This is a genomic window from Paenibacillus sp. J22R98 (assembly GCF_059383835.1).
This window is the reverse complement of the sequence record NZ_JBXENW010000010.1, coordinates 90,982-110,748: the sequence shown is the minus strand read 5'-3', so window position 1 is coordinate 110,748 and position 19,767 is coordinate 90,982. Positions and strand designations below refer to the sequence as shown.

Genomic DNA, 19,767 nt, shown 5'->3' with positions numbered 1-19,767 from the left:
GTACTTAAGGGATACATACGAGGTTGGCGAACAAATGGTTCAACAAATGCAAGCGGGAAGAGGCGATGGGAAAATGGAACATACAGCGCAAGAAGCAGCAGAGTGGATGGTACAGGAGCTGATGTCGGCGGGCATGCTGCGTCAGGAGCAGGCGGTCGCGCATATCAAGGCGCATTTCGGGGAGCAGTTTATTTATGTCAATGAGAATGGCAACGAATCCATCGACAAGGAAGTAAAGAAAGCATTCAAAAAGCTGCACGGCGGGCGTGCAGCTTGGGAGCGAGACGGGTTTTTCTGGGGCTGGGTATAAAGGTGAAGCGAGCTTACACAAGCTAGACCGTGTAGTCGATTTTGCCATCGGCCCAGATGATGAGCTGTTTGGCTGCCGCGTCATATTCGACGAGGCCGTGTGTAGAATAATACCAAGTCTTCTGATCCGCCGCACCATCTTCGACGAGAAAGATATTGAGCTCGTCATTATGCCGGCAAATCGCTGAGCCGATGGATTCATCCACGGCATCGATGCAGAGCTTCCAGCCTTCCCGGCCCTCTGCAGGTGCGACGGAGAAGGGGAGCTCATGCTTCTTCGAATCGAGAAATAATCGGCCGCCAACCGTGTGGCGAATGTACAAATGATCCAATGGAATCCCTCCTTGACAAAGCTAACTATAGCACACATACTTACATAAAGTAAGTGAGTAAAAATGAAATCATGAGGAGTGTTCTGGACCATGATCACAATATATCCGGCAGCATCGAGACATTCTGGGGACTTGGGATGGCTACAGTTTAATTTTAGTTTTTCGTTTGCAGATTATTACGATCCGGACAATTTGAATTTTGGTCCGCTGCGCGTATTTAACGAGGATTATATTCAACCAAGCAAAGGATTCGGCACGCATCCGCACCGCGATATGGAAATCGTTACGGTCGTGATGAAAGGCGAGCTGGCGCATGAGGACAATACGGGCGGCAAAGAGATTCTAAGAGCCGGCGAGGTACAGCGCATGACAGCGGGAACGGGCATTTTGCATTCCGAGGTCAATTCGTCTGACACGGAAGTAGCCAATCTGCTGCAGATGTGGTTCCTTCCCGAAGCGAAGGGACTTACGCCATCCTATGAGCAAAAGTCGTTCGATCCTGCTGCGATGAAGAACGCACTGCTTCCCATTGTCTCGAAGCATCTGCAAAGCGAAACGATCACATCGATTCATCAGGATCTGACCATCTATCTTTCTCGTCCGGAAGCGGGAAACAGCGTTTCGTTCAAGCAAGATGCCGCACGCAAAATCTTCCTGTTCGTGATGGAAGGCGATGTGGCGTTAAACGGTGAGCATCATTTGAGCCGAAGCGATTCCGCGCGTATTACCGATCTTGAAGAGCTGGTCGTCGCAAGCGAGAATGGCGGGCAATTCATGCTCATCGATTTGCCATAAATCTGTCCGATCCACGCATAAGCAGGGCTGTTGCCGTTAACAATGAGAGTAAACCTGAAATCTAGCAATGGAGGGAATCTCGTGAATTATAAACCGGCCCAACTAGACGGACAGCTATTGGCGCAGCTGCAGCAATTCGAATCGGATTTGCGAAAGCAAACAGCCAGCAATATCGTATTAATCGCCTATCAAACAACTGCTGAGGAAGCGGATAGCGGAGCAGCGGGCAGCAAGTAAGAGCGTGAAGGAAGAGCACGGATCCTAGAGGTCTGTGCTCTTTTTGCGTTGTTCTGAACGATTAACTTGCATGGGACTTTTTTCCTGCTCTTTGTTTGTGACTTTTGGAGGGAATTGGGATCTATCTGTCGAAAATTACTAAAAGATGTCACTAAACTGTTCGGGTAGGAGAGGCCGGTATGAAATTAATTTCGGGGAATGCGTTTGGTCAAACCTTTCGCAAATTTGGCGAGGACAAGGAAGAGTACACGAAGGTGCTTTTCCTCTTTATTTATTTGTTTGCGGTTTCATCGGCTTCCACGGTGGGCAGAACTGCGGCGGATGCGCTGTTTCTGTCCCGTTTTGGCGCCTCGCAGCTTTCCTTTATGTATGTGCCGCAGTCGGCGGCGCTTCTCTTAATCGGACTGCTGTTCCAGCGCTTCAGTCCGCGGTTTCGAATGGATCATCTGCTGAAGCTGCTCATTCCGCTTATTTCTGTGCTGGTGCTGCTCTCTCGGCTTGGCGTAGGCATGGATTTCAGCTGGGTGTATCCGGTTATCTACGTTGGCTATGATGTGTTCAATTTCCTGATGATTGTTTGTTTCTGGCAGTTTGCGGCATCCGTTCTGGATCAGCGCAAGGTGAAACGGACCATCGGTCTTGTCGGAAGCGGCGGCCTTATGGGCGGTATCATAAGCGGCTTCGGCCTGAAGCTTGTCGTTCCTCTGGTGGGGACAGCGAACCTCATTTGCTTCTATGCCGCGCTTCAACTGCTTGCGCTGGTAGCGGTAATCCGGTTATTGAAACTCGCAGGGAGAGGATCAGACCTCTTCACCTCCGTTAAGCCTCAGCGTAAGCAGGCGGGAGGCAGTGGCAGTGCGAAGAAGAAGGAGACCGGAGGCTTATTCCGCAATGTCCCCCATCTCAAATATATAGCCATCATGTCGGCGGCGCTTGTGATTACGCTGACGCTGATCGACTATCAGTTTAAGGTGATTTTGCGCGGTACGCTTCAGGATGAGGCATTGGCCGGATTTATGGGTAGCTTTTATGGATTCTCGGGCTTGCTGGCTTTGTTTATTCAGCTCTTTGTTGCTGGCAAGCTGCTGACCCGATTTGGCGTCATGACGGCGATATTGGTATTCCCGATTGCGCTGTTCACCGGAAGCCTCGGCGTGCTGATGATGCCCGTTCTTGCGATGGTTGTGATCGTAAAAGGAAGCGACAAAGTGCTTGGCGATACGATTTATTCCTCTGTCAGCCAGCTCGTCATGTTCCCGATTCCGCCGGAGTGGCGCAACTCGGCGAAGAGCTTCCTAGACGGCATCGTTCGTAACGGTGCCAAAGGAATCGCGGCAATAAGCTTGATTCTGCTGTCTCAGCTGCTTACGACGCAGCAGTTCAGTTATGTTATTTTGACGCTGCTTTGCGTCTGCATCGTAGCGGCTGTGAAGGTGAAAGGTGCTTACCTTGAAGCGCTTCTGTCTACCTTGAAAACAAGGGGACATGACTTGCACGAAGGGCAGCTAGATCTGATGGATCCTGCCAGCTTGAAGGTGCTGGCGGATACCCTTGTGCAGCACGATAAGGTGCAGGTGCTGTATGCACTTAAGATTCTGCAGGATATAGATGGCTTTGACCTTATGCCGCATCTGGAGAGGCTGCTTCGCCATCCCTCGCAAGAGGTATGTGTTGAGGCGCTTCGTTACATAGAACGCAAGCAGCCGGCCGGACAAGAGGAAGTACTGCTCGCGCTTATAGGTGAAGGTCACAGCCGCGTTCGTGCGGCAGCAATTCTTGCTTTGGCGGCTTATGCGAAGGATGAGCATTTGGATGAAATTACGGCAAGGCTAAGCGAAGCGGATATGGCTGTGAAGTCGGCGGCCATTGCGGGTTTGATCAAATATTACGGCATCGAAGGGATGTTCCGCGCCGTTGGTACGTTGAAGGAGCTTATGGAGAGCTCCCGCGAGGATGAACGAACCTCAATGGCAATCCTGTTCGGCCAAATTGGCATCCGCGAGTTCTACAAACCGCTGATTCCGCTGCTGCGAGATGAGGCACCGCAGGTTCGGAAATTTGCTGTGCAATCCGCCGCTGTACTGCAGGTGCCGGAGCTTGTACCGCATATCGTGCCGATGCTGCAGCATAATGAGACGAGGGAGGCTGCGATCGAAACGCTGGCTGCCTACGATGAGCGGGATATTCTGAAGCTGCTGGGCACGTATTTTGATGTGGAATCCGTCACCTTGCATTTGCCGAAAGTGTTTGAGCGAATTAACGGGCAGCAGGCTTTCGACTTGTTGTTCCAGCGGTATGAACCGGCTAATTTCGAAATGCGAGACAAGCTGCTGGAAGCGATGACCCGGATGCGCAAAGGAATACAGCAGGTGGATGCCAAAGGGTTCGAAGCGAACATCTTGCTTGAACTTGAACTGTATGGGCGGTTTACGTCGTACCAAGGCGATCTGATCGCCGCTGAAGGCTACGAGGAAGTAGCGGAAGCAGTCGAGCAGGTCCGTTCTGCGATGATTAAGCGGATATTCCAGCTGCTCGGTTTTATTTATGAAGCCAAAACCATTCAGGCGGTATACGCTAACTGGACAGAAGGCGGAGCGCGCCAGCAAGCGAATGCGGCAGAGATTATCGACCAGCTGGTACAGGGGAACCTGCGAATGGAGCTGGCGAAGCTGATGTCGGCTTCCCGTACGGTGACGGCGAATATCGTGAAGAACGAGGCGGCGCTTGATTTAGATTGGTTGAATGAGAAGGGAGATGAGTGGCTTTGCCAAGTCATTCAATTTGCTTCAAGAAGCAAACGCGTGGTTGTGGATGGGACGGCGGCGGCTCCGGGGCGTCATGCCGTGGATGAGTCGTGGTTAGGCGAGCAGATGGAACGGATCGCGATGTTGAAAAATGTCTCCTTGTTCGACGGCCTGTCATCTCGAGAGTTGTCGATGATTGCGATGCGCATGGAGCGGGTGACCTATCCGAAGGGAGCCACCGTGTTTCAGGTAAATGACCCGGGCGATGCACTCTATCTCATTCAGAGCGGGCGAACCGGTATTTATCGTGGAGCGGAGAAGCTCAATGAGCGTAGAGCCGGAGATTGCTTCGGACAGACGGCGATCTTGACTCGCCGTTTGCGAACGGCAACCGTCATGGCCGAGGAGGATCTTGTATTGTGGAAGCTCGATTCGTCGGGTTTCTACGATGTCATCTTTGACCGCACGGGCATTGCGCTTGAAATGATGAAGCTGCTTTCGAGGCGTCTGCGCTCCAAGCTGGCGCAGAAATCTTCGGTAAGTGCGATACCTTCGGATGAGCACCAAGCGGAAGTTGCGGCGGCATCTGCTGTTGATGGAGGCGGGGTGGCCATGGAGTCTTCAGAAGAGGAGCACGGCATGGCGAACGATACGATTTTGCGCCGCGTGCTGATTCTTCAAAAGATCGACCTGTTTGCTCGTTTATCCCAAGAGGATGTCATCGCGCTTGCGCAGCTTGTTGAGGAAGTCGAGTATGCGGCGGGGGAATCGATCTGCCGGGTTGATGATTACGGCGATACGTTGTACGGTATTATAGAGGGAAGCGTTCGTGTACATAAGGGCAGCGAAACCTTAGCGACACTTGGAGAAGGCGAATGCTTCGGCGAAATGGCCGTCATCGACAGCGGACTTCGTTCCGCAGACTGTACAGCAGCGAGCCGGGCGGTTCTGCTCCAACTGCACCGCGACCAAGTGTTCACGCTGTGCTTCCAGAACATTGGCGTTCTGCGCAGCATGATGCAGGTGCTTGCGGACAGGCTTCGTGGGATGCTGTAAGCTGAGGGTTGGAAGCGGGAAGCTGGCGTTTCGCGGCGTTTAAGGTAAGAGGGAGTGAAGGAGTGAAGGTTTGAAGTGAAACGAATCATGCAATTGATTATTTTATTAAGCAGCATTGCCGTACTGCTTGCGGCATGTGGGGGCAAGAGTGAAACGCCTCTGACGTTCATTGAGAAAGTCGGCTCGACAGACTTGAGCGCGGAGAAAAGCGACGATGGCGTGAAGCTCGGCCTCACTGAGCAGGAGCTCGTTGCCAAGTTGGGTAAGCCGCAGCGTACGCTCAATAACGGCCGCACTTTTCTATTCATGTATGAGGAATACCAGTACACCTCGCTCGATAATGTCGTGCTCGCCTACTCGCTCGGCCCCAAAGTGGCTACGGCGAAAGGTGTGAAGCTAGGCGACACCAAAGAAAGCGCACAAAAGCTGTACGGAGAGAGCTATTATACGCGTGGGAATTCGATCGGCTACATCGACAAAGAGAAGCGGCTGGCACTGGAGTTCGAGTTAAAGAACGACCAGATCATGGCGATCTCGGTAGCGGCACTTGCGATGTATGAGTAGAGGGAAGGACAGCTCGGGCTTGTGGAGCTGTCTTTTTTTGTTTGTTGGTACGGCGGTGAAATCTATACTAACAAAACTCCTCCTCGATTGACGCTGAGCGTGCGAAAATCGAACTCTCCGTGTCGAAACCTCGCCGAAATGAAGCTGAGAGTTCCAAAAACCGAATCTCAGCAAACAAAGTAACCCAATCCCCCCGTGATGGACGCTGAGAGTACTAGAATCGAACTCTCAGCGCCGAAGTCAAACGTAATGAAGTTCTACCCGAGCGGCTGAATTTCCTTAGCTTTAAGCGACATATCCGCTTACAGATTCAAAACAGCACTAAAAGTAACATCATTAGCGGATATACCGCTTATGACGCATGCAAACCGATCAAATTGGCCGCGAGCAGCCGAATTTCCTCACTGTAAGCGGAATATCCGCTTACAGTGTCAAAACAGCACTAAAAGTAACATCATAAGCGGATATACCGGTTATGATGCAAACAATCCCATCAAATTGGCCGCCGAGCAGCCAATTTTCTCACCTTAAGCGGCATATCCGCTTACAGAGACAAAACACCACCAAAAGTAACACCATAAAGCGGCCATATTGCTTACGAGCATCGCGAAGCTGGCTATTGCCGCTGCCTGCGCACTCATCCCAATAAAAAAGCCGCCCCATATAACCGGGGCGGCTAACAATCAAATCATGTCCACATAAAGTGGACCATATGTCTCTTCCTTGCCACCGGCAACCAGCTTCATCTCCAGCATGTCGCCGTCCGCCAGCGGACCAACGCCGGCAGGAGTGCCGGTGTAGATGACATCGCCGGCACCTAATCCCATGTTGGTGCCGATGAAGTCGACCAGCTGCTGCAGCGAGAAGATCATGTCCTGCGGACAGCCGGCTTGCACCGTCTCTTCGTTCTTAAGCAGGCTAAAGGTTAATTGCGTGAAATCCTCCACGCCCGTGAACGGCGTGAAGGGACTCAGCACCGCAGAGCCGACGAAGCCTTTCGCGAGCAGCCATGGATGGCGCTTCTCTTTCAGCTTCGACTGTACATCACGTGCCGTCAGGTCGATGCCGAGCGCGATGCCGTCGATCAGCTCATCGGCGCGCATGCCCGGGCGATAGCTTGTACCGATGCGCACGACAACCTCCAGCTCATAATGAATTTCGCCGATGGTACCCGGCAATTCCAGCTTGCCTACAGCAGGATGAAGCGCATGTGTCGGCTTGGAGAAGATCATCGGCTCCTCCGGCACATCGTTGCCTAGCTCCTTTGCATGCAGAGCATAATTGCGTCCAACGCAATAAATATTACGGATTGATTCCATGGATAAACGTCCTTTCGCATGTGGGGAATGGGGAGTACAGCAATGTTCTAACGCTATAAACATCATAGCACGGTAGAGGTGTTTTCATTAAGCTTCGAAATTGGTGTAAATGCTCGTTCTCCTTTACTTACTTGTTAGTCAACTCGTTGCAATTGCTCCTAATCCTGTATATTTTTGTGCCATTCTCCTCTACTAACTGATTGCAGAAGGAGTTGGTTTTCTTCACACAACCTTGAAAAAGCAAACCTCACTCCTTGATTTCGCGCATTGTTGCTGATGCCTCTGTGCATGATAATAAGCGTATATCAACCCGAGGGGGAATAGAGAACATGGCAAGCAAAACGATGAAAACAACTGCAGTTGCGTTGACGGCAGCAGCATTGCTGCTTGGAGCAACAGCATGCGGTAACAAAGAAAACAACACAGCAGATAATACGAATACAGGTACGAACGCAGGTACGAATGCGGGCACGAACGCTGGCGATGAGAAAGTAACGATCACGTTCCAAAACATCTATCCAGATCCTGAAACGCCTTCGTACAAAATGCTTCACGCGCTTGTGGATCAATACCAGAAGGATCACCCGAACGTAACGATCGAGCTGGACACATTGAACACAGACCAACAGAAGCTGAAACTTAAAACGCAAGCCGCTTCCAAAGAAGTGCCGGACATCACAATCGTGAATCCATCCGCACAAATGAAGCCTTTCGTAGACGCTGGCCTCTTTGCTCCGCTGAACGATATGCTGGATCAGAACGGCCTGAAAGATACATTCCAAAAAGGTCTTCTAGACTACTACAGCTTCGACAACAACGTATACGCGTTGCCGGATGGTAACAACATCGAAGTGGTTTACTACAACAAAGATCTGTTCGCACAAGCAGGTATCACTGAGGTTCCTACGACTTACGAGCAGTTCATCGATGACGTAAAGAAGTTGAAAGCTAAAAACATCACGCCAATCGCAATCGGCGAGAAGGATTCCTGGACAGGTTCGTTCTTGTTCATGAACGTATTGCTTCGCACAAACGGCGGCCCTGGCTTCCTGCAAGACGTGCAAGACGGCAAGAAAACATTCAACGATCCTGCATTCGTAGACGCAGTATCCAAAATGCAAGATCTGATCCAAGCTAAAGCATTCAACGAAGGCGCAACTTCCGTTGACTACAATACAGGCGGTAACCTCTTCAAAACAGGTAAAGCTGCCATGATGATCATGGGTACTTGGGAAACCGGCGCAATCGATGCTTCCTCCGTTGGCGGCAAAGTAGGCGCATTCAAATTCCCTACAGTTGGCGGTAAAGGCGATCCAGACCAATTCATGCTAGCTCCGGGTTCCGCATTCGCAATCTCGGCTAACAGCGAACACCTGCAAGCTACAAAAGATTTCCTTAACTACTTCATGCTGAACATGCCTAAGAAACAGTTCGAGCTGAAAAACGCAGTAGGTAGCGGTCAAATCATTGAAGGCGACTTCAAAGCAGCTGGCTACTCCGACCTTGCAATCAGCGTACTTGACCTGTTCAAAGGCGTAAAAGGCGGCGACCTGGCATTCGATAACACAATGAAACCAGCTATCGCGCAAGCTCACCTAAGCAGCATTCAAAACATGTTCGTTCAAAAGGTTGACCCTGCAGCAGTAGCTCAGGAGCACCAAGCAGCATTTGACGCGAACAAATAAGAGTCATAAATAGCTAGTCGTTTGCGGGTGGAAGCATGCTTAGCGGCTTCCACCCGTTTACGACTTTCTTTTCAATCCATTACGATCAGGAGGCAACCCCAGTGAATGTTTTAAAAGTCCCGGCCCGCACTATTGCAGTTTTCGTCCTGCCGTGTCTGCTTCTCTATATCTGCCTCGTGTTCGTTCCGATCGTCGTTTCGGTTTACGACAGCTTGCTGGATTGGGACAGCATCAACAAGGCGAAATTTATCGGGCTCGATAACTTTAAAACGATCCTGACCGAAGATAACAACTTCTGGCCATCCGTTCGCCGCACATTGATGTATTCGGTATTTTCCATGGCGGAAATTCCGATCTGTCTCTTTATCGCAGCACTGATGAATCGTTACGTGCGCAAAGCAAACACGTTGGTATCGCTATACTTTGTACCTGTAATTCTGTCTGTTGTTATCATTGGTCAGCTTTGGAAAACCATTTATAACCCAACTGAAATGGGCGGTATGCTCAATGGCGTTCTGACAGCGGTTGGACTGGAAAGCTGGACACGCAGCTGGCTGACAGAGCCGAAAGTTGCGATGTACTGTTTGTATTTTGTATCGCTATGGCAATACTTCGGTTACCATTTGCTCATTCAATACACAGGTGTGCAGAACATTTCGAGCGAAATTTATGAAGCGGCCAAAATCGACGGCGCGGAAGGCTTCAAATCCGACTGGTACATCACGTATCCGATGGCGATTCCGATCTTCAAAATCTCGATCATTCTGGCGTTTATCGGTTCCTTGCAAGCCTTCGACCTCGTTTGGGTTATGACAGGCGGCGGTCCTGCACATGCGACGGATACCATTTCGATGCATATGTACAACATGTCGTTCCTATCGCTCAAATACGGATACGGAAGTGCACTCGCTACAATCCTTGTAATGATTTGCTTAATCTTTACGGTCGTCATCAATTTCGTCTTTAAAAAAGTCGAAGCGAAATACAGCTAGAAGGGAGAACAAAGAACATGGCAGGTATTAAAAAAGGGCTCGTGTATCTACTTCTCTCGATCCTTGTCGTCACGCAAATTTACCCATTGCTCTGGCTTGTGATGTACTCGCTCAAAACGAACGAGCAAATTCTCGGCGGACATTTCTTTTCCCTGCCGACCTCGCCGCAATGGGGTAACTATAAAGCCGCCTACACGAGCGGTCACTACCTGAAATACTTGAGCAACAGCCTTATCGTTACCTCGATCACACTGATTTGCGTTATCGTGCTGAGCTCCATGGTGGCTTATGCGATTTCGCGTTTCAAATGGAAGTATGGACCGCTTGTAACACTGGTCTTCTTGCTCGGTATGATGATTCCGATGCAAGCAACACTTCTGCCGCTTATGGTTATTTTCAGCAACTTGGATATTCTAAATACACGTTTGTCGCTCATTCTGCCGTACATCGCGTTCTCGACGCCGATCGCCGTCTTTATCCTTAGCGGATTTATGCGCGGTATCCCTGCCGAGATCGAAGAGTCGGCCTTTATGGACGGAGCTAGCGTGTACCGGATCTTCCGCAGCATCATTCTGCCGATATCGGTACCGCCGATTATGACAGTCGTAATCTTGACGTTCATCACGATTTGGAATGAGTACATCATGGCAGCGACATTTATCTCTGCGGAGAAGTTGAAAACTCTTCCTTTCGGCATATATAATTTCGTTAGTCAGTACAACGCCAATTTTGGTGCAATCGGTGCATACCTGGTACTTGGCGCTTTGCCGGTCATGCTTGTTTACTTCGTACTCTCCGAGAAAATTACGAAGGGTATGGTTGCCGGAGCGGTGAAAGGGTAAGGACCCTAAGCTCATGCTTCTGAAATGAGTTTTGCTGGCAAAACTCCTAGGAGAGGCGGAAAGCCCAGTGTCGCGCGGATTTCATTCGATTCAATACCGATTATTCGTGCTGTTCCTCATCAGTATGTCTGCAATCTTACTGATCGTCAGCATTCTGTACTATAACCGAACGACGGTGCAATTTCATGAGAAGGTCAGCGGCTTATCCAAGCAGAACGTGTCGCAGACGGTGGGTTTGTTTGACCTTCTTCTGAAAGGCTATGACAGTCTGTCGAAGTCCGTCATCGGCAATAATGATTTGGCTCGCATTCTGAGCAATCCTGTAGTCGACAGCCCTGCTGTCGATTATTTTAATGAGCGGAATATTACCAATATCCTCGGCGCTGCCTTCCTGTCGCAGGAAGATATTATCGGGATTCATGTATTGACCGATAAAGGGAAAGTGTATAACTATGGCAACTACGCCAATGTAGTGGACCCCGATTATGCGAAGTCGGATTGGTATAAGCAGATCAAAGCGTCCACCGGCAGCATGGTATGGCTGGGCGTGTTTGAACACTCCATTATCGATCAGGTGGAGAACCGCTCCGTGTTTGCTTTTGGCCGGCCGATCTATGATTTGAACAATCATAAGCAGGTGGGAATTGAGCTGTTTGAAACCAGTCCGAGGGCGATTATTGCGGCTATGGACAATTTGAAGCTTGGCGCGCATAGCCAGGTTTTTTTGATGTCCAGTGAAGGGAAAGTCATCTCGACGACCTCCATCACCTGGGATGAACCGTGGCTTGCGAGCTTGGAGCGACCGCATGATGGCGTTCCGGTTGTGGTGGAGCAGGACGATCAATTAATCGTATCCTCGAAGCTCCCTTACGCAGATTGGACGGTGCTTAGCGTGACGCCGGATAAGGATCTGAATGTGGAACTAGCGGAGACGCAGCGTTTTCTGCTTCTGGTAGGCGCTGCGCTTGTGCTGGTCGCAACGCTTATTGCAACGATTTTCTCGCGGACGATTTCATCGCCGCTTAAGCGGTTGATCTCCGAAATGAAGCAAGTGGAGATCGGAAATTTCCGCGGCTCGCTGAATGTGACCTCGTATCAGGAAATTAATATACTGGTCGCCTCCTTTAATCAGATGGTGAATCAGATCGCCGAGCTCATTGAACGGGTGAAAATTTCCTCTGTCAGTGAGAAGAACGCGGAGCTGAAGGCGCTGCAATCGCAGGTTAATCCCCATTTTCTCTATAACACGCTCGATATGATCTACTGGATGCTCGATGAGAAAGGCCATGATCGTCTGGGCGAGGTCGTGCTGTCGCTATCGCGCTTATTCCGCTACAGCAGTCATTGGGATGTAGGCGCAGTCAGCTTGCGGGAGGAAATCGAACAGACCGAGCATTATCTGACGATCATCGTGACACGGCTTGAGGGGCGTTTGACCGTGGATATAGATGTAGGGGAACCGTGGCTGAACATCCCATTGCCCAAAATGACGCTGCAGCCCATTATCGAAAATGCGGTGAAATACGGTTTGGAGCCGCTTGTTGACCGGTGCGGCATGCTGCGGGTCTACACGGAAGCGGATGAGCGCCAGCTGCGTATTATGGTGCAGGATAACGGTGCGGGAATGGATGAGGCGGCACTGGCACGGTTGAACGAATCGCTGCTTAACCCGGAAGAAGCGAATATGCGCGAAGTGAACGAGGATGTTCGGCATGAAGGCGGCATTGGCCTTGTTAATCTTCAGCGGCGTATTCGGCATATGTATGGTGAAGCCTACGGCGTAGAACTTAAGAGTGTGCTGAACGAAGGAACGACGGCCATCATTACGGTGCCGCTTCTTCTGCCGCTGACCAAGGAAGGAGGAAATGCCCATGGCAGTGAATATTCTCATCGCGGATGATGAAGGCGTCATTCGTGAGGGTGTGAAACGGACGATTAAGCGGGCTTTTCCCGACTATTCCATTCATTTGGCAGCCTCGGCAGAGGAAGCGGTTAAGCTCATGGACGGCCAGCCGATTGATATCGTGCTGACGGATATCCTGATGCCCGGCATCGATGGTCTGGAGTTTATGAAAATGTCACGCCGGAAGTACCCCCATGTCAAATGGGTCGTCATCTCCGCGCATTCCGAGTTCTCGTACGCCCAGAAGGCGGTACGCCTCGGTGCGCGCGACTATCTGCTTAAGCCGATCGGCAAAACGCGCCTTGTCGAGCTGATGGCCCAGCTGGCAGACGAAGCGAAGCAGGAGTCCGCGATTTCGAAGGAAAGCGAGCTGCTGAAGACGAACCTGAAGTACTTGCGGGAAGCCGTCTTTCAGCGTCTGGCTTCGGGGCTTGATATCGGCAATATGGACATTGGCGAGCTGATCGATCGGTACCCGGAATTCCGATTGATCATGGTGCGGATTGAAGAAGCGGTTAAGAACGTGCAGCTGGAGCATTTTATTATCGAAAATGTGCTTTCTGAGCTCATTGATCGGCATGGACAAGGGTTTGTCGTCAACTTCGACCGACAGAGCCTGCTGGGGCTTGTACAGCTTGCGGATAACCGAACGGAAGGCGATCTGCTGCAGGAGCTGCGCACGCATCTCAGCCACTATTTGAAGGTGCCGTTTCATATTACGTATTCCGATATGATTCGGGAATTCACCCGCATCCCGGACGAGGTGCGGCGTCTGCGCCAATCATCGGTGACGACGGCAGGCGATCGCCAGGAGGGCGGGGACAAGGCAATCGAGGTGGCTTTGCAATATTTGAAGGCGCACTATAACGAGGAGCTGTCACTTGAGAAGGTGGCATCGGTCGTGTTCTTGAACCCGATCTACTTCAGCCAGCTGTTCAAGCAGAAGACAGGTCAAGGGTACAAGGACTACGTCATCAGTCTGCGCATCGAGCAAGCCAGGGAGCTGCTTCTGCAGCCCGGTCTCAAGCTGGCCGAAATCGCCGAGCGAATCGGCTATGCAGATGTGCGGCATTTCACGCAAGTGTTCCGCAGGAAAATGAACGTGACGCCAACGGAGTACCGCCAGCAGCTGATGGCGGAGCGGTAGCCAGGCGTAGATATCCCGGTGTGCTTTTCACCAACAACAGTAGTATTAGCTCAGGGCTGAGTGATCGGATACGATCACTCAGCCCTTTTTGTAATCCTTTGTTGCGACTCACCTAGGGAGTTTGACGCGATGACTCGTTGAGGAGAGGAAGTTAATGCTCCTCATCCTCATCCACGGCAACCCCCAGCTGGCGGTTCTTCTCCTTGAAGCGCGAGTTGTGCGAGGAGACGTAGGCCGTCTTGTCAGCGGCCGGGTCGAGATAAGTTTTGACGCTGTTAGTCGCGTTTACGGCATCGGTGAACGTACCGGCGATCAGATGAACCTTGCTATCATGTTTGACGAAGTCGCCTGCTGCGAAGACGCCCGGCAGGTTCGTCTCCATTTTGCTGCTGACATGGGCATTCCAATCCCCCATCTCAATTCCCCAATCCCGAATCGCGCCGAAGTTGTACCGCAGTCCATGATTGACGATGACCGCATCCACGCTGAGCTGCTCCTCCTCTCCGGTTTCCACATGGAAGATCGTTACGCGGTCGATGGCACTCCCGTTGCTGCTGTGCAGCGCTTGCACGGCGTATGGCGTCCGTACGGATGCAGACGACTGCCTCATCTGCGTCACGTTGCGCTCATGGCCGCCAAACTTATCCCGCCGATGCACGACGGTCAGGCTTGCCGCTATCGGCTCGATCATGTTGGCCCAGTCGACCGCCGAATCGCCGCCGCCGGAGATCAACACATGTTTGCCGCGGAACTCTTCAAGCGACTGCACCGTGTAGTGCAGATTTGTCACCTCGAAACGATCGGCGCCTTCGATCTCAAGCTTCGCCAGCTCCAGAATGCCGTAGCCGATCGCGAGCACGACCGAACGCGTCCAGTGTTTCTTCCCGCATGCAGAAGTAAGCAAGATCGTATCGTCTGCTTGCCGCTCGAGTCCGATAATATGCTGGCCGAGCACGACAGTCGGCTCGAAGGTCATCGCTTGCGTCACGAGCTGATCAATTAAATTGGCGCCTAGCGTTGGGGTAAGGCCGCCGACATCCCAAATCATTTTCTCCGGGTAGATGAGAATACGTCCGCCGAGCTCCTCGCGTGCTTCGATCAGCTTCGTCTTCATCTCCCGCATGCCGCTATAGAAAGCCGAGTAGAGACCCGCCGGCCCGCCCCCGATTATAGTCACATCGTATAATTCCAGTTCATTGTTCATCATTTGTTCCTACTTCCTTCTACTAAATTCCAGATCTGTGTACGGCTGCTTGAAACGGAATGAAAAGATGTTGACAAAAACGGAAAAGCCGATTAAAGTTTGAACTGTTCTGATACTGATAATCATTATCACTAACAATCATCATACAACGAAAGCGGGAGAAAGAAAATGAACAAAATGTTAATTCCTGTTGTAGTCTTATTCATACTCGTGCTAAGTGCTTGCGGAAACAACGGCGCTAATGAGAATAAGAATGCAGCTAACACAGCTAACTCCACAGAAACAAACACGACCAATGCAGCAACCACGACGAATGCGGCAAACACCGAAGAAGCTTCCGGCACGATTACATATCAGTCCCAAACCGGTCCTGTGGAAGTGCCGGCCCATCCGCAGCGCGTAATCACGCTAGCCGCTTACGCAGGCGACTTGATTGCACTCGGTGTAAATCCGATCGGCGTAGATGCCTGGTCCAAAATGAACCCGCGTTTCGATGCCCAATTGAAGGATGTACCGCAAGTGACGGATGAGGATCTGGAGAAAATTCTTGAGCTCAAGCCCGACCTGATCATTGGCCTCGACAATGTGAAGAACCTAGATAAGCTGAAAGAAATTGCACCAACCGTCGTTTACACCTATGGCAAAGTAGACTACCTCACTCAGCATCTTGAGATTGGAAAACTGCTTAATAAAGAGAAGGAAGCACAAGCGTGGATTGATGATTTCAAGAAACGCGCTGCTGATGCCGGGGAGAAAATCAAAGCGAAAATCGGCGCAGACACCACGATTTCAGTCATCGAAAGCTTCGACAAGCAACTGTACGTGTACGGCGATCACTGGGGCCGGGGCACGGAAATTCTCTATCAAGCCATGGGGCTGGCTATGCCTAAGAAGGTAAAAGAAATGACGGACAAAGACGGCTACTACGCGCTGTCTGCCGAAGTCATTCCGGATTACATGGGCGATTATGTCGTATTCAGCAAAAGCGCCGAAGCGGATAACTCCTTCCAACAAACCGATACGTACAAAAACACGCCTGCCGTGAAGAACAATCATGTCATCGAAGTGGATGCCAAAGAATTCTACTTCAACGATTCGCTGACGCTGGACTACCAACTGGATAAACTGTCTAAAGCCATTCTAGGTGAATAAAAGCAAATGAGAGGAATTCAATCTTCATCAGAATTCCTCTTTCCCCATTCTAAGAAGAAAAGATGAGAGAGCGCCAATGAGCCTAAAAAAACAAGGTACGACCACTTTTATTCTTAAGCTGTTCGCCGGTGTGATAGCGCTGGTAGGCATGTTTACAGCCGCGATGCTTTTTGGGGCTGCGGATGTCACGATACATGACCTGTGGAAGGTGATTTTCACGCGTGAGTCCGGCGATACCGTTACGATGATTCGCGAGATCCGCCTGCCGCGGGAAGTTGCGGGCATGCTTGTCGGAGCAGCGCTTGCCGTATCCGGTTCGATTATGCAAGGTCTGACGCGAAATCCACTGGCTGACCCCGGCTTACTGGGTTTAACGGCAGGTTCCAGTGCGGCACTCGCGCTGACGATCGCCCTGTTTCCATCGGCCGGTTATTTTCTTATTATGGTGGCTTGTTTTATCGGGGCTGCAGGAGGGACCTCGTTCGTGCTTGGCATCAGCGCAATCAAGAAGGGGGGATTATCTCCGCTTCGCATGGTGCTGGCCGGAGCAGCCGTTTCGGCGTTTCTGTACGCGGTGTCTGACGGCCTCGGTTTGATTTTCAAACTATCCAAAGATGTGACGATGTGGACCGCCGGGGGATTGATCGGAACCACCTGGGGACAAATTCAGGCGATCTCGCCGTTTATTCTAGTGGGCATCTTCATTGCGATTCTGTTATCTAAACAGCTGACCATTCTAAGCCTCAACGAAGAGGTTGCGGTGGGGCTGGGGCTTCGAACGGCGTACATCAAAGTTATTCTGTATATCGTCATCACGATTCTTGCAGGTGCTTCCGTTGCTCTGGTAGGCGACATGGCCTTTATCGGACTCATGATTCCTCATATTGTGCGCGCCATGTTCGGAACCGATTATAGAGCCGTCATTCCGATGTCGGCTATATGGGGAGCGATATTCATGCTGCTGGCCGATACGGTCGGACGTACGATTAACGCCCCTTATGAAACGCCTGTGGTGGCGATTATTGCGATGCTCGGACTGCCGTTCTTCCTGTTCATCGTGCGTAAAGGAGTCAAATTACAATCATGATCAATGCTGCTCTGGCTAGAAAACAGCGTGTCACCGTGACGGCGCTGCTGCTCCTTATCGTGGTGACGATCGTCGTGGGAATGGGACTTGGTCCGGCTTCGCTGTCATTCAACAGACTGCTGCCGACGATCTTCGGCAATGGCGATTTCAAAGAAAACTTCGTCCTGTTCGACATCCGTTTGCCACGCATTATCGTTACACTGCTCGCGGGTATGGCGCTTGCTTTATCGGGTGCGATTCTGCAAGGCATTACGCGCAATGATCTTGCGGACCCCGGCATTATCGGGATCAATTCCGGTGCGGGCTTTGCCGTTGCTGTATTCTTCTTGTATGTACCGATTGAAGATCCGGGCTCGTTCGTGTATATGCTGCCGCTTGTCGGGTTTGCGGGAGCACTTATCACAGCCACGCTTATTTATTTGTTTGCCTATAGCAGAAAAGAGGGCTTGCAGCCGGTTAAGCTGGTCCTTGTAGGCGTCGGATTCGCTATGGCACTCTCCGGGGCGATGGTCGTTATTATTTCATCTGCCGAACGAATCAAGGTGGACTTTATCGCGAACTGGCTTGCGGGTAACATTTGGGGAACGGATTGGCCGTTTATTGTGGCGCTTCTCCCGTGGCTCGTGATTTTGCTTCCATACACGCTGTACAAGGCGAATGCGCTAAATATACTGTCCATCAATGAATCTTCTGCGATCGGCTCCGGTGTAGATGTCAATCGGGAGCGGATGGTGCTGCTCGTGATCTCCGTTGCTCTTGCGGCGGCGGCGGTTTCGGTTACGGGAGGGATTGCTTTTGTCGGACTGATGGCACCTCATATCGCCAAATCACTGGTAGGGACTCGCGTGCAATTGTATGTGCCGGTTTCGATTCTGATGGGCGGCTGGCTGCTGCTGCTTGCGGATACCATCGGCCGCAACTTGGCCGATTCAGGTGTTCCGGCAGGAATTATGATTGCCTTCATCGGAGGGCCTTACTTCCTGTACTTGCTTCTTAAGAAATGAGAAAAGACCGAGCATAGAGTTAACCTCTCTGCTCGGTCTTTTCAATATCAATTACGCCTGTGGGAAGAACTGCGGCAAATAATCCTTGTTCGCTTCGAGCATCTCGTCCAGCAGCTTGATTGCGACTTCCACGTTTGGTACCAACGGGTGATGAACCATCGCTTGAAGCGCGATATCGCGGCTGCCGGTTACGGCTGCTTCAATTGTCAGCTGCTCATAGGTTTTAACGGCATGAATTAATCCTTTAACATGCAGAGGGACATTCGTCAGAGGAAGCGGCAGCGGGCCGGTCTTCGTCACGACACAGTTCACTTCAATCGATGCGCTGTCCGGCAGGAAGTCGATCGTGCCATTGTTAGCGACATTAAGGGTTTGGATGTCGTTCTTGCCATTGTAGAGCGACTTCATGAGATTAACGGCAGCCTCGGAGTAATATGCTCCGCCGCGCTGCTCAAGCTGCTTTGGCTTCTCGCTCAGCTCAGGGTCGGCGTACAGCTGGAAGAGCTCGTCTTCAACGCGCTTCACGACTGCTGCACGGTTCCCGTCCCGTTTGAAGGATTCTTGCTGATCGGCCAGCATCTCATCCGTCATATAGAAATACTTCAGATAATAAGAAGGAAGCGCGCCGAGTGAGCGGAGGAAATCCGGATTCCAGCCCGTTTGCGGGACGTTCTTGCCGCTAAAACCTTCCGTATTGTTCAACAGCTCAGGCAGCTTATCTACGCCGTTTACGTCCACGCGCGTCACCCAGTGCAAGTGGTTCAAGCCTACGAACTCGGTATAAATGTGCTCAGGCGCTGTCTCGTATGTGGTAGTCAACCATTTCGTCAGGCCAATCGGTGCATTGCACAGGCCGACGCTGCGTACGTTGGAATGGGTATGGATGGCCTCGGTTACGATGCCCGCAGGGTTCGTGAAATTGAGCAGCCATGCTTGAGGCGCCAGCTCCTCGATGTCTCGGCAGATATCCAGCAATACCGGAATTGTCCGCAGCGCTTTCATCATGCCGCCCGGACCGGTTGTTTCCTGTCCGATCACGCCGTATTTCAAAGGAATGGACTCGTCTCTGCCGCGAGCCTCGAGCATGCCGACACGCATCTGGGTGCTGATGAAATCAGCGCCTTTGATCGCAGTGCGGCGATCTGTCGTCAGATGCACCTCGATCGGAAGGCCGGAGCGTTCCACCATGCGTTTGGCTAAATTTCCGACAATATTCAGCTTATGAAGTCCAGCCTCAATATCCACGAGCCACAGCTCTCGTACCGGCAGCTCATGATGAAACCGAATAAATCCCTCTACCAGCTCAGGAGTATACGAGGAACCGCCCCCAATAACAACAACCTTCAATCCTTCTGTCATCCTAGTCACATCCCATCCCAAATTATAAGTCGTATG

17 protein-coding genes are annotated in these 19,767 nt (G+C 51.3%); 13 read left to right on the top strand and 4 right to left on the bottom strand.

Annotated features, from left to right (window positions below; genetic code table 11):
* The first annotated feature begins 73 nt into the window (after nucleotides 1-73).
* Nucleotides 74-310 (top strand): DUF6953 family protein, encoded by a 237-nt coding sequence (locus AC50Y3_RS24495; RefSeq protein ID WP_494821494.1) that lies wholly within the window; start codon nucleotides 74-76, stop codon nucleotides 308-310.
* 22 nt (nucleotides 311-332) lie between these two features.
* On the opposite strand, the gene AC50Y3_RS24490 is transcribed toward AC50Y3_RS24495, so the two are convergent.
* Entirely contained in the window at nucleotides 333-641 is a 309-nt protein-coding gene (locus AC50Y3_RS24490; protein ID WP_494821345.1) for a hypothetical protein, read from the bottom strand.
* 90 nt (nucleotides 642-731) lie between these two features.
* On the opposite strand from AC50Y3_RS24490, the gene AC50Y3_RS24485 reads away from it, so the two are divergent.
* The 4 genes from AC50Y3_RS24485 (at nucleotide 732) to AC50Y3_RS24470 (ending at nucleotide 6,037) form a co-directional block, all read left to right on the top strand.
* Nucleotides 732-1,436 carry a pirin family protein gene (locus AC50Y3_RS24485; protein WP_494821344.1) on the top strand — a complete coding sequence of 235 codons (705 nt, stop codon included), beginning with the start codon at nucleotides 732-734 and terminating at the stop codon, nucleotides 1,434-1,436.
* Nucleotides 1,437-1,517: 81 nt separating this feature from the next.
* Nucleotides 1,518-1,673: a hypothetical protein gene (locus AC50Y3_RS24480; RefSeq protein WP_494821343.1), complete on the top strand. Its 156-nt coding sequence runs from the start codon at nucleotides 1,518-1,520 to the stop codon at nucleotides 1,671-1,673.
* Nucleotides 1,674-1,852: 179 nt separating this feature from the next.
* Nucleotides 1,853-5,473, top strand: coding sequence for an Npt1/Npt2 family nucleotide transporter (locus AC50Y3_RS24475; RefSeq protein WP_494821342.1), 3,621 nt, complete (start codon nucleotides 1,853-1,855; stop codon nucleotides 5,471-5,473).
* Nucleotides 5,474-5,548: 75 nt separating this feature from the next.
* The gene (locus AC50Y3_RS24470) at nucleotides 5,549-6,037 is read left to right on the top strand and encodes a hypothetical protein (protein WP_494821341.1); all 489 of its coding nucleotides are present in this window, start codon (nucleotides 5,549-5,551) and stop codon (nucleotides 6,035-6,037) included.
* 683 nt (nucleotides 6,038-6,720) lie between these two features.
* On the opposite strand, the gene AC50Y3_RS24465 is transcribed toward AC50Y3_RS24470, so the two are convergent.
* The gene (locus tag AC50Y3_RS24465; protein WP_494821340.1) at nucleotides 6,721-7,356 is read right to left on the bottom strand and encodes a fumarylacetoacetate hydrolase family protein; all 636 of its coding nucleotides are present in this window, start codon (nucleotides 7,354-7,356) and stop codon (nucleotides 6,721-6,723) included.
* 329 nt (nucleotides 7,357-7,685) lie between these two features.
* On the opposite strand from AC50Y3_RS24465, the gene AC50Y3_RS24460 reads away from it, so the two are divergent.
* The 5 genes from AC50Y3_RS24460 to AC50Y3_RS24440 all read left to right on the top strand — a co-directional run bounded on the left by AC50Y3_RS24460 (nucleotide 7,686) and on the right by AC50Y3_RS24440 (nucleotide 13,925).
* Nucleotides 7,686-9,041 (top strand): sugar ABC transporter substrate-binding protein, encoded by a 1,356-nt coding sequence (locus AC50Y3_RS24460; protein ID WP_494821339.1) that lies wholly within the window; start codon nucleotides 7,686-7,688, stop codon nucleotides 9,039-9,041.
* A 101-nt stretch (nucleotides 9,042-9,142) separates the two neighbouring features.
* On the top strand, nucleotides 9,143-10,033 hold the full coding sequence (locus AC50Y3_RS24455) for a carbohydrate ABC transporter permease (protein ID WP_494821338.1): 891 nt from the start codon (nucleotides 9,143-9,145) through the stop codon (nucleotides 10,031-10,033).
* A 17-nt stretch (nucleotides 10,034-10,050) separates the two neighbouring features.
* Nucleotides 10,051-10,875 carry a carbohydrate ABC transporter permease gene (locus AC50Y3_RS24450; protein WP_494821337.1) on the top strand — a complete coding sequence of 275 codons (825 nt, stop codon included), beginning with the start codon at nucleotides 10,051-10,053 and terminating at the stop codon, nucleotides 10,873-10,875.
* 67 nt (nucleotides 10,876-10,942) lie between these two features.
* Nucleotides 10,943-12,775 (top strand): sensor histidine kinase, encoded by a 1,833-nt coding sequence (locus AC50Y3_RS24445; protein ID WP_494821336.1) that lies wholly within the window; start codon nucleotides 10,943-10,945, stop codon nucleotides 12,773-12,775.
* Complete coding sequence (locus AC50Y3_RS24440; protein WP_494821493.1) at nucleotides 12,753-13,925, top strand: response regulator; 1,173 nt, start codon at nucleotides 12,753-12,755, stop codon at nucleotides 13,923-13,925. Before AC50Y3_RS24445 ends, AC50Y3_RS24440 begins: the two co-directional genes overlap by 23 nt.
* Nucleotides 13,926-14,076: 151 nt before the next feature.
* Here AC50Y3_RS24440 and AC50Y3_RS24435 read toward each other — a convergent pair whose 3' ends face one another.
* On the bottom strand, nucleotides 14,077-15,129 hold the full coding sequence (locus AC50Y3_RS24435) for an NAD(P)/FAD-dependent oxidoreductase (RefSeq protein WP_494821492.1): 1,053 nt from the start codon (nucleotides 15,127-15,129) through the stop codon (nucleotides 14,077-14,079).
* Between the two features lie 168 nt (nucleotides 15,130-15,297).
* Here AC50Y3_RS24435 and AC50Y3_RS24430 point away from each other — a divergent pair, with 168 nt between their 5' ends.
* From AC50Y3_RS24430 to AC50Y3_RS24420, 3 genes are all read left to right on the top strand, one after another.
* Nucleotides 15,298-16,281 carry an iron-hydroxamate ABC transporter substrate-binding protein gene (locus AC50Y3_RS24430; protein ID WP_494821335.1) on the top strand — a complete coding sequence of 328 codons (984 nt, stop codon included), beginning with the start codon at nucleotides 15,298-15,300 and terminating at the stop codon, nucleotides 16,279-16,281.
* A gap of 76 nt (nucleotides 16,282-16,357) precedes the next feature.
* Nucleotides 16,358-17,368, top strand: a complete 1,011-nt coding sequence (locus AC50Y3_RS24425) for a FecCD family ABC transporter permease (RefSeq protein ID WP_494821334.1) — start codon at nucleotides 16,358-16,360, stop codon at nucleotides 17,366-17,368.
* The gene (locus tag AC50Y3_RS24420; protein WP_494821333.1) at nucleotides 17,365-18,372 is read left to right on the top strand and encodes a FecCD family ABC transporter permease; all 1,008 of its coding nucleotides are present in this window, start codon (nucleotides 17,365-17,367) and stop codon (nucleotides 18,370-18,372) included. Before AC50Y3_RS24425 ends, AC50Y3_RS24420 begins: the two co-directional genes overlap by 4 nt.
* Before the next feature lie 51 nt (nucleotides 18,373-18,423).
* Here AC50Y3_RS24420 and AC50Y3_RS24415 read toward each other — a convergent pair whose 3' ends face one another.
* Nucleotides 18,424-19,731, bottom strand: a complete 1,308-nt coding sequence (locus tag AC50Y3_RS24415) for a 6-phospho-beta-glucosidase (protein ID WP_494821332.1) — start codon at nucleotides 19,729-19,731, stop codon at nucleotides 18,424-18,426.
* Nucleotides 19,732-19,767 lie beyond the last annotated feature (36 nt).

Bases quoted from the DNA above. Each gene is read 5' to 3' on its own strand.
- AC50Y3_RS24495 (WP_494821494.1), top strand. From the start codon at position 74: ATGGAACATACAGCGCAAGAAGCAGCAGAGTGGATGGTACAGGAGCTG.
- AC50Y3_RS24485 (WP_494821344.1), top strand. From the start codon at position 732: ATGATCACAATATATCCGGCAGCATCGAGACATTCTGGGGACTTGGGA.
- AC50Y3_RS24475 (WP_494821342.1), top strand. From the start codon at position 1,853: ATGAAATTAATTTCGGGGAATGCGTTTGGTCAAACCTTTCGCAAATTT.
- AC50Y3_RS24465 (WP_494821340.1), bottom strand. From the start codon at position 7,356: ATGGAATCAATCCGTAATATTTATTGCGTTGGACGCAATTATGCTCTG.
- AC50Y3_RS24460 (WP_494821339.1), top strand. From the start codon at position 7,686: ATGGCAAGCAAAACGATGAAAACAACTGCAGTTGCGTTGACGGCAGCA.
- AC50Y3_RS24450 (WP_494821337.1), top strand. From the start codon at position 10,051: ATGGCAGGTATTAAAAAAGGGCTCGTGTATCTACTTCTCTCGATCCTT.
- AC50Y3_RS24435 (WP_494821492.1), bottom strand. From the start codon at position 15,129: ATGAACAATGAACTGGAATTATACGATGTGACTATAATCGGGGGCGGG.
- AC50Y3_RS24430 (WP_494821335.1), top strand. From the start codon at position 15,298: ATGAACAAAATGTTAATTCCTGTTGTAGTCTTATTCATACTCGTGCTA.
- AC50Y3_RS24425 (WP_494821334.1), top strand. From the start codon at position 16,358: ATGAGCCTAAAAAAACAAGGTACGACCACTTTTATTCTTAAGCTGTTC.
- AC50Y3_RS24420 (WP_494821333.1), top strand. From the start codon at position 17,365: ATGATCAATGCTGCTCTGGCTAGAAAACAGCGTGTCACCGTGACGGCG.
- AC50Y3_RS24415 (WP_494821332.1), bottom strand. From the start codon at position 19,731: ATGACAGAAGGATTGAAGGTTGTTGTTATTGGGGGCGGTTCCTCGTAT.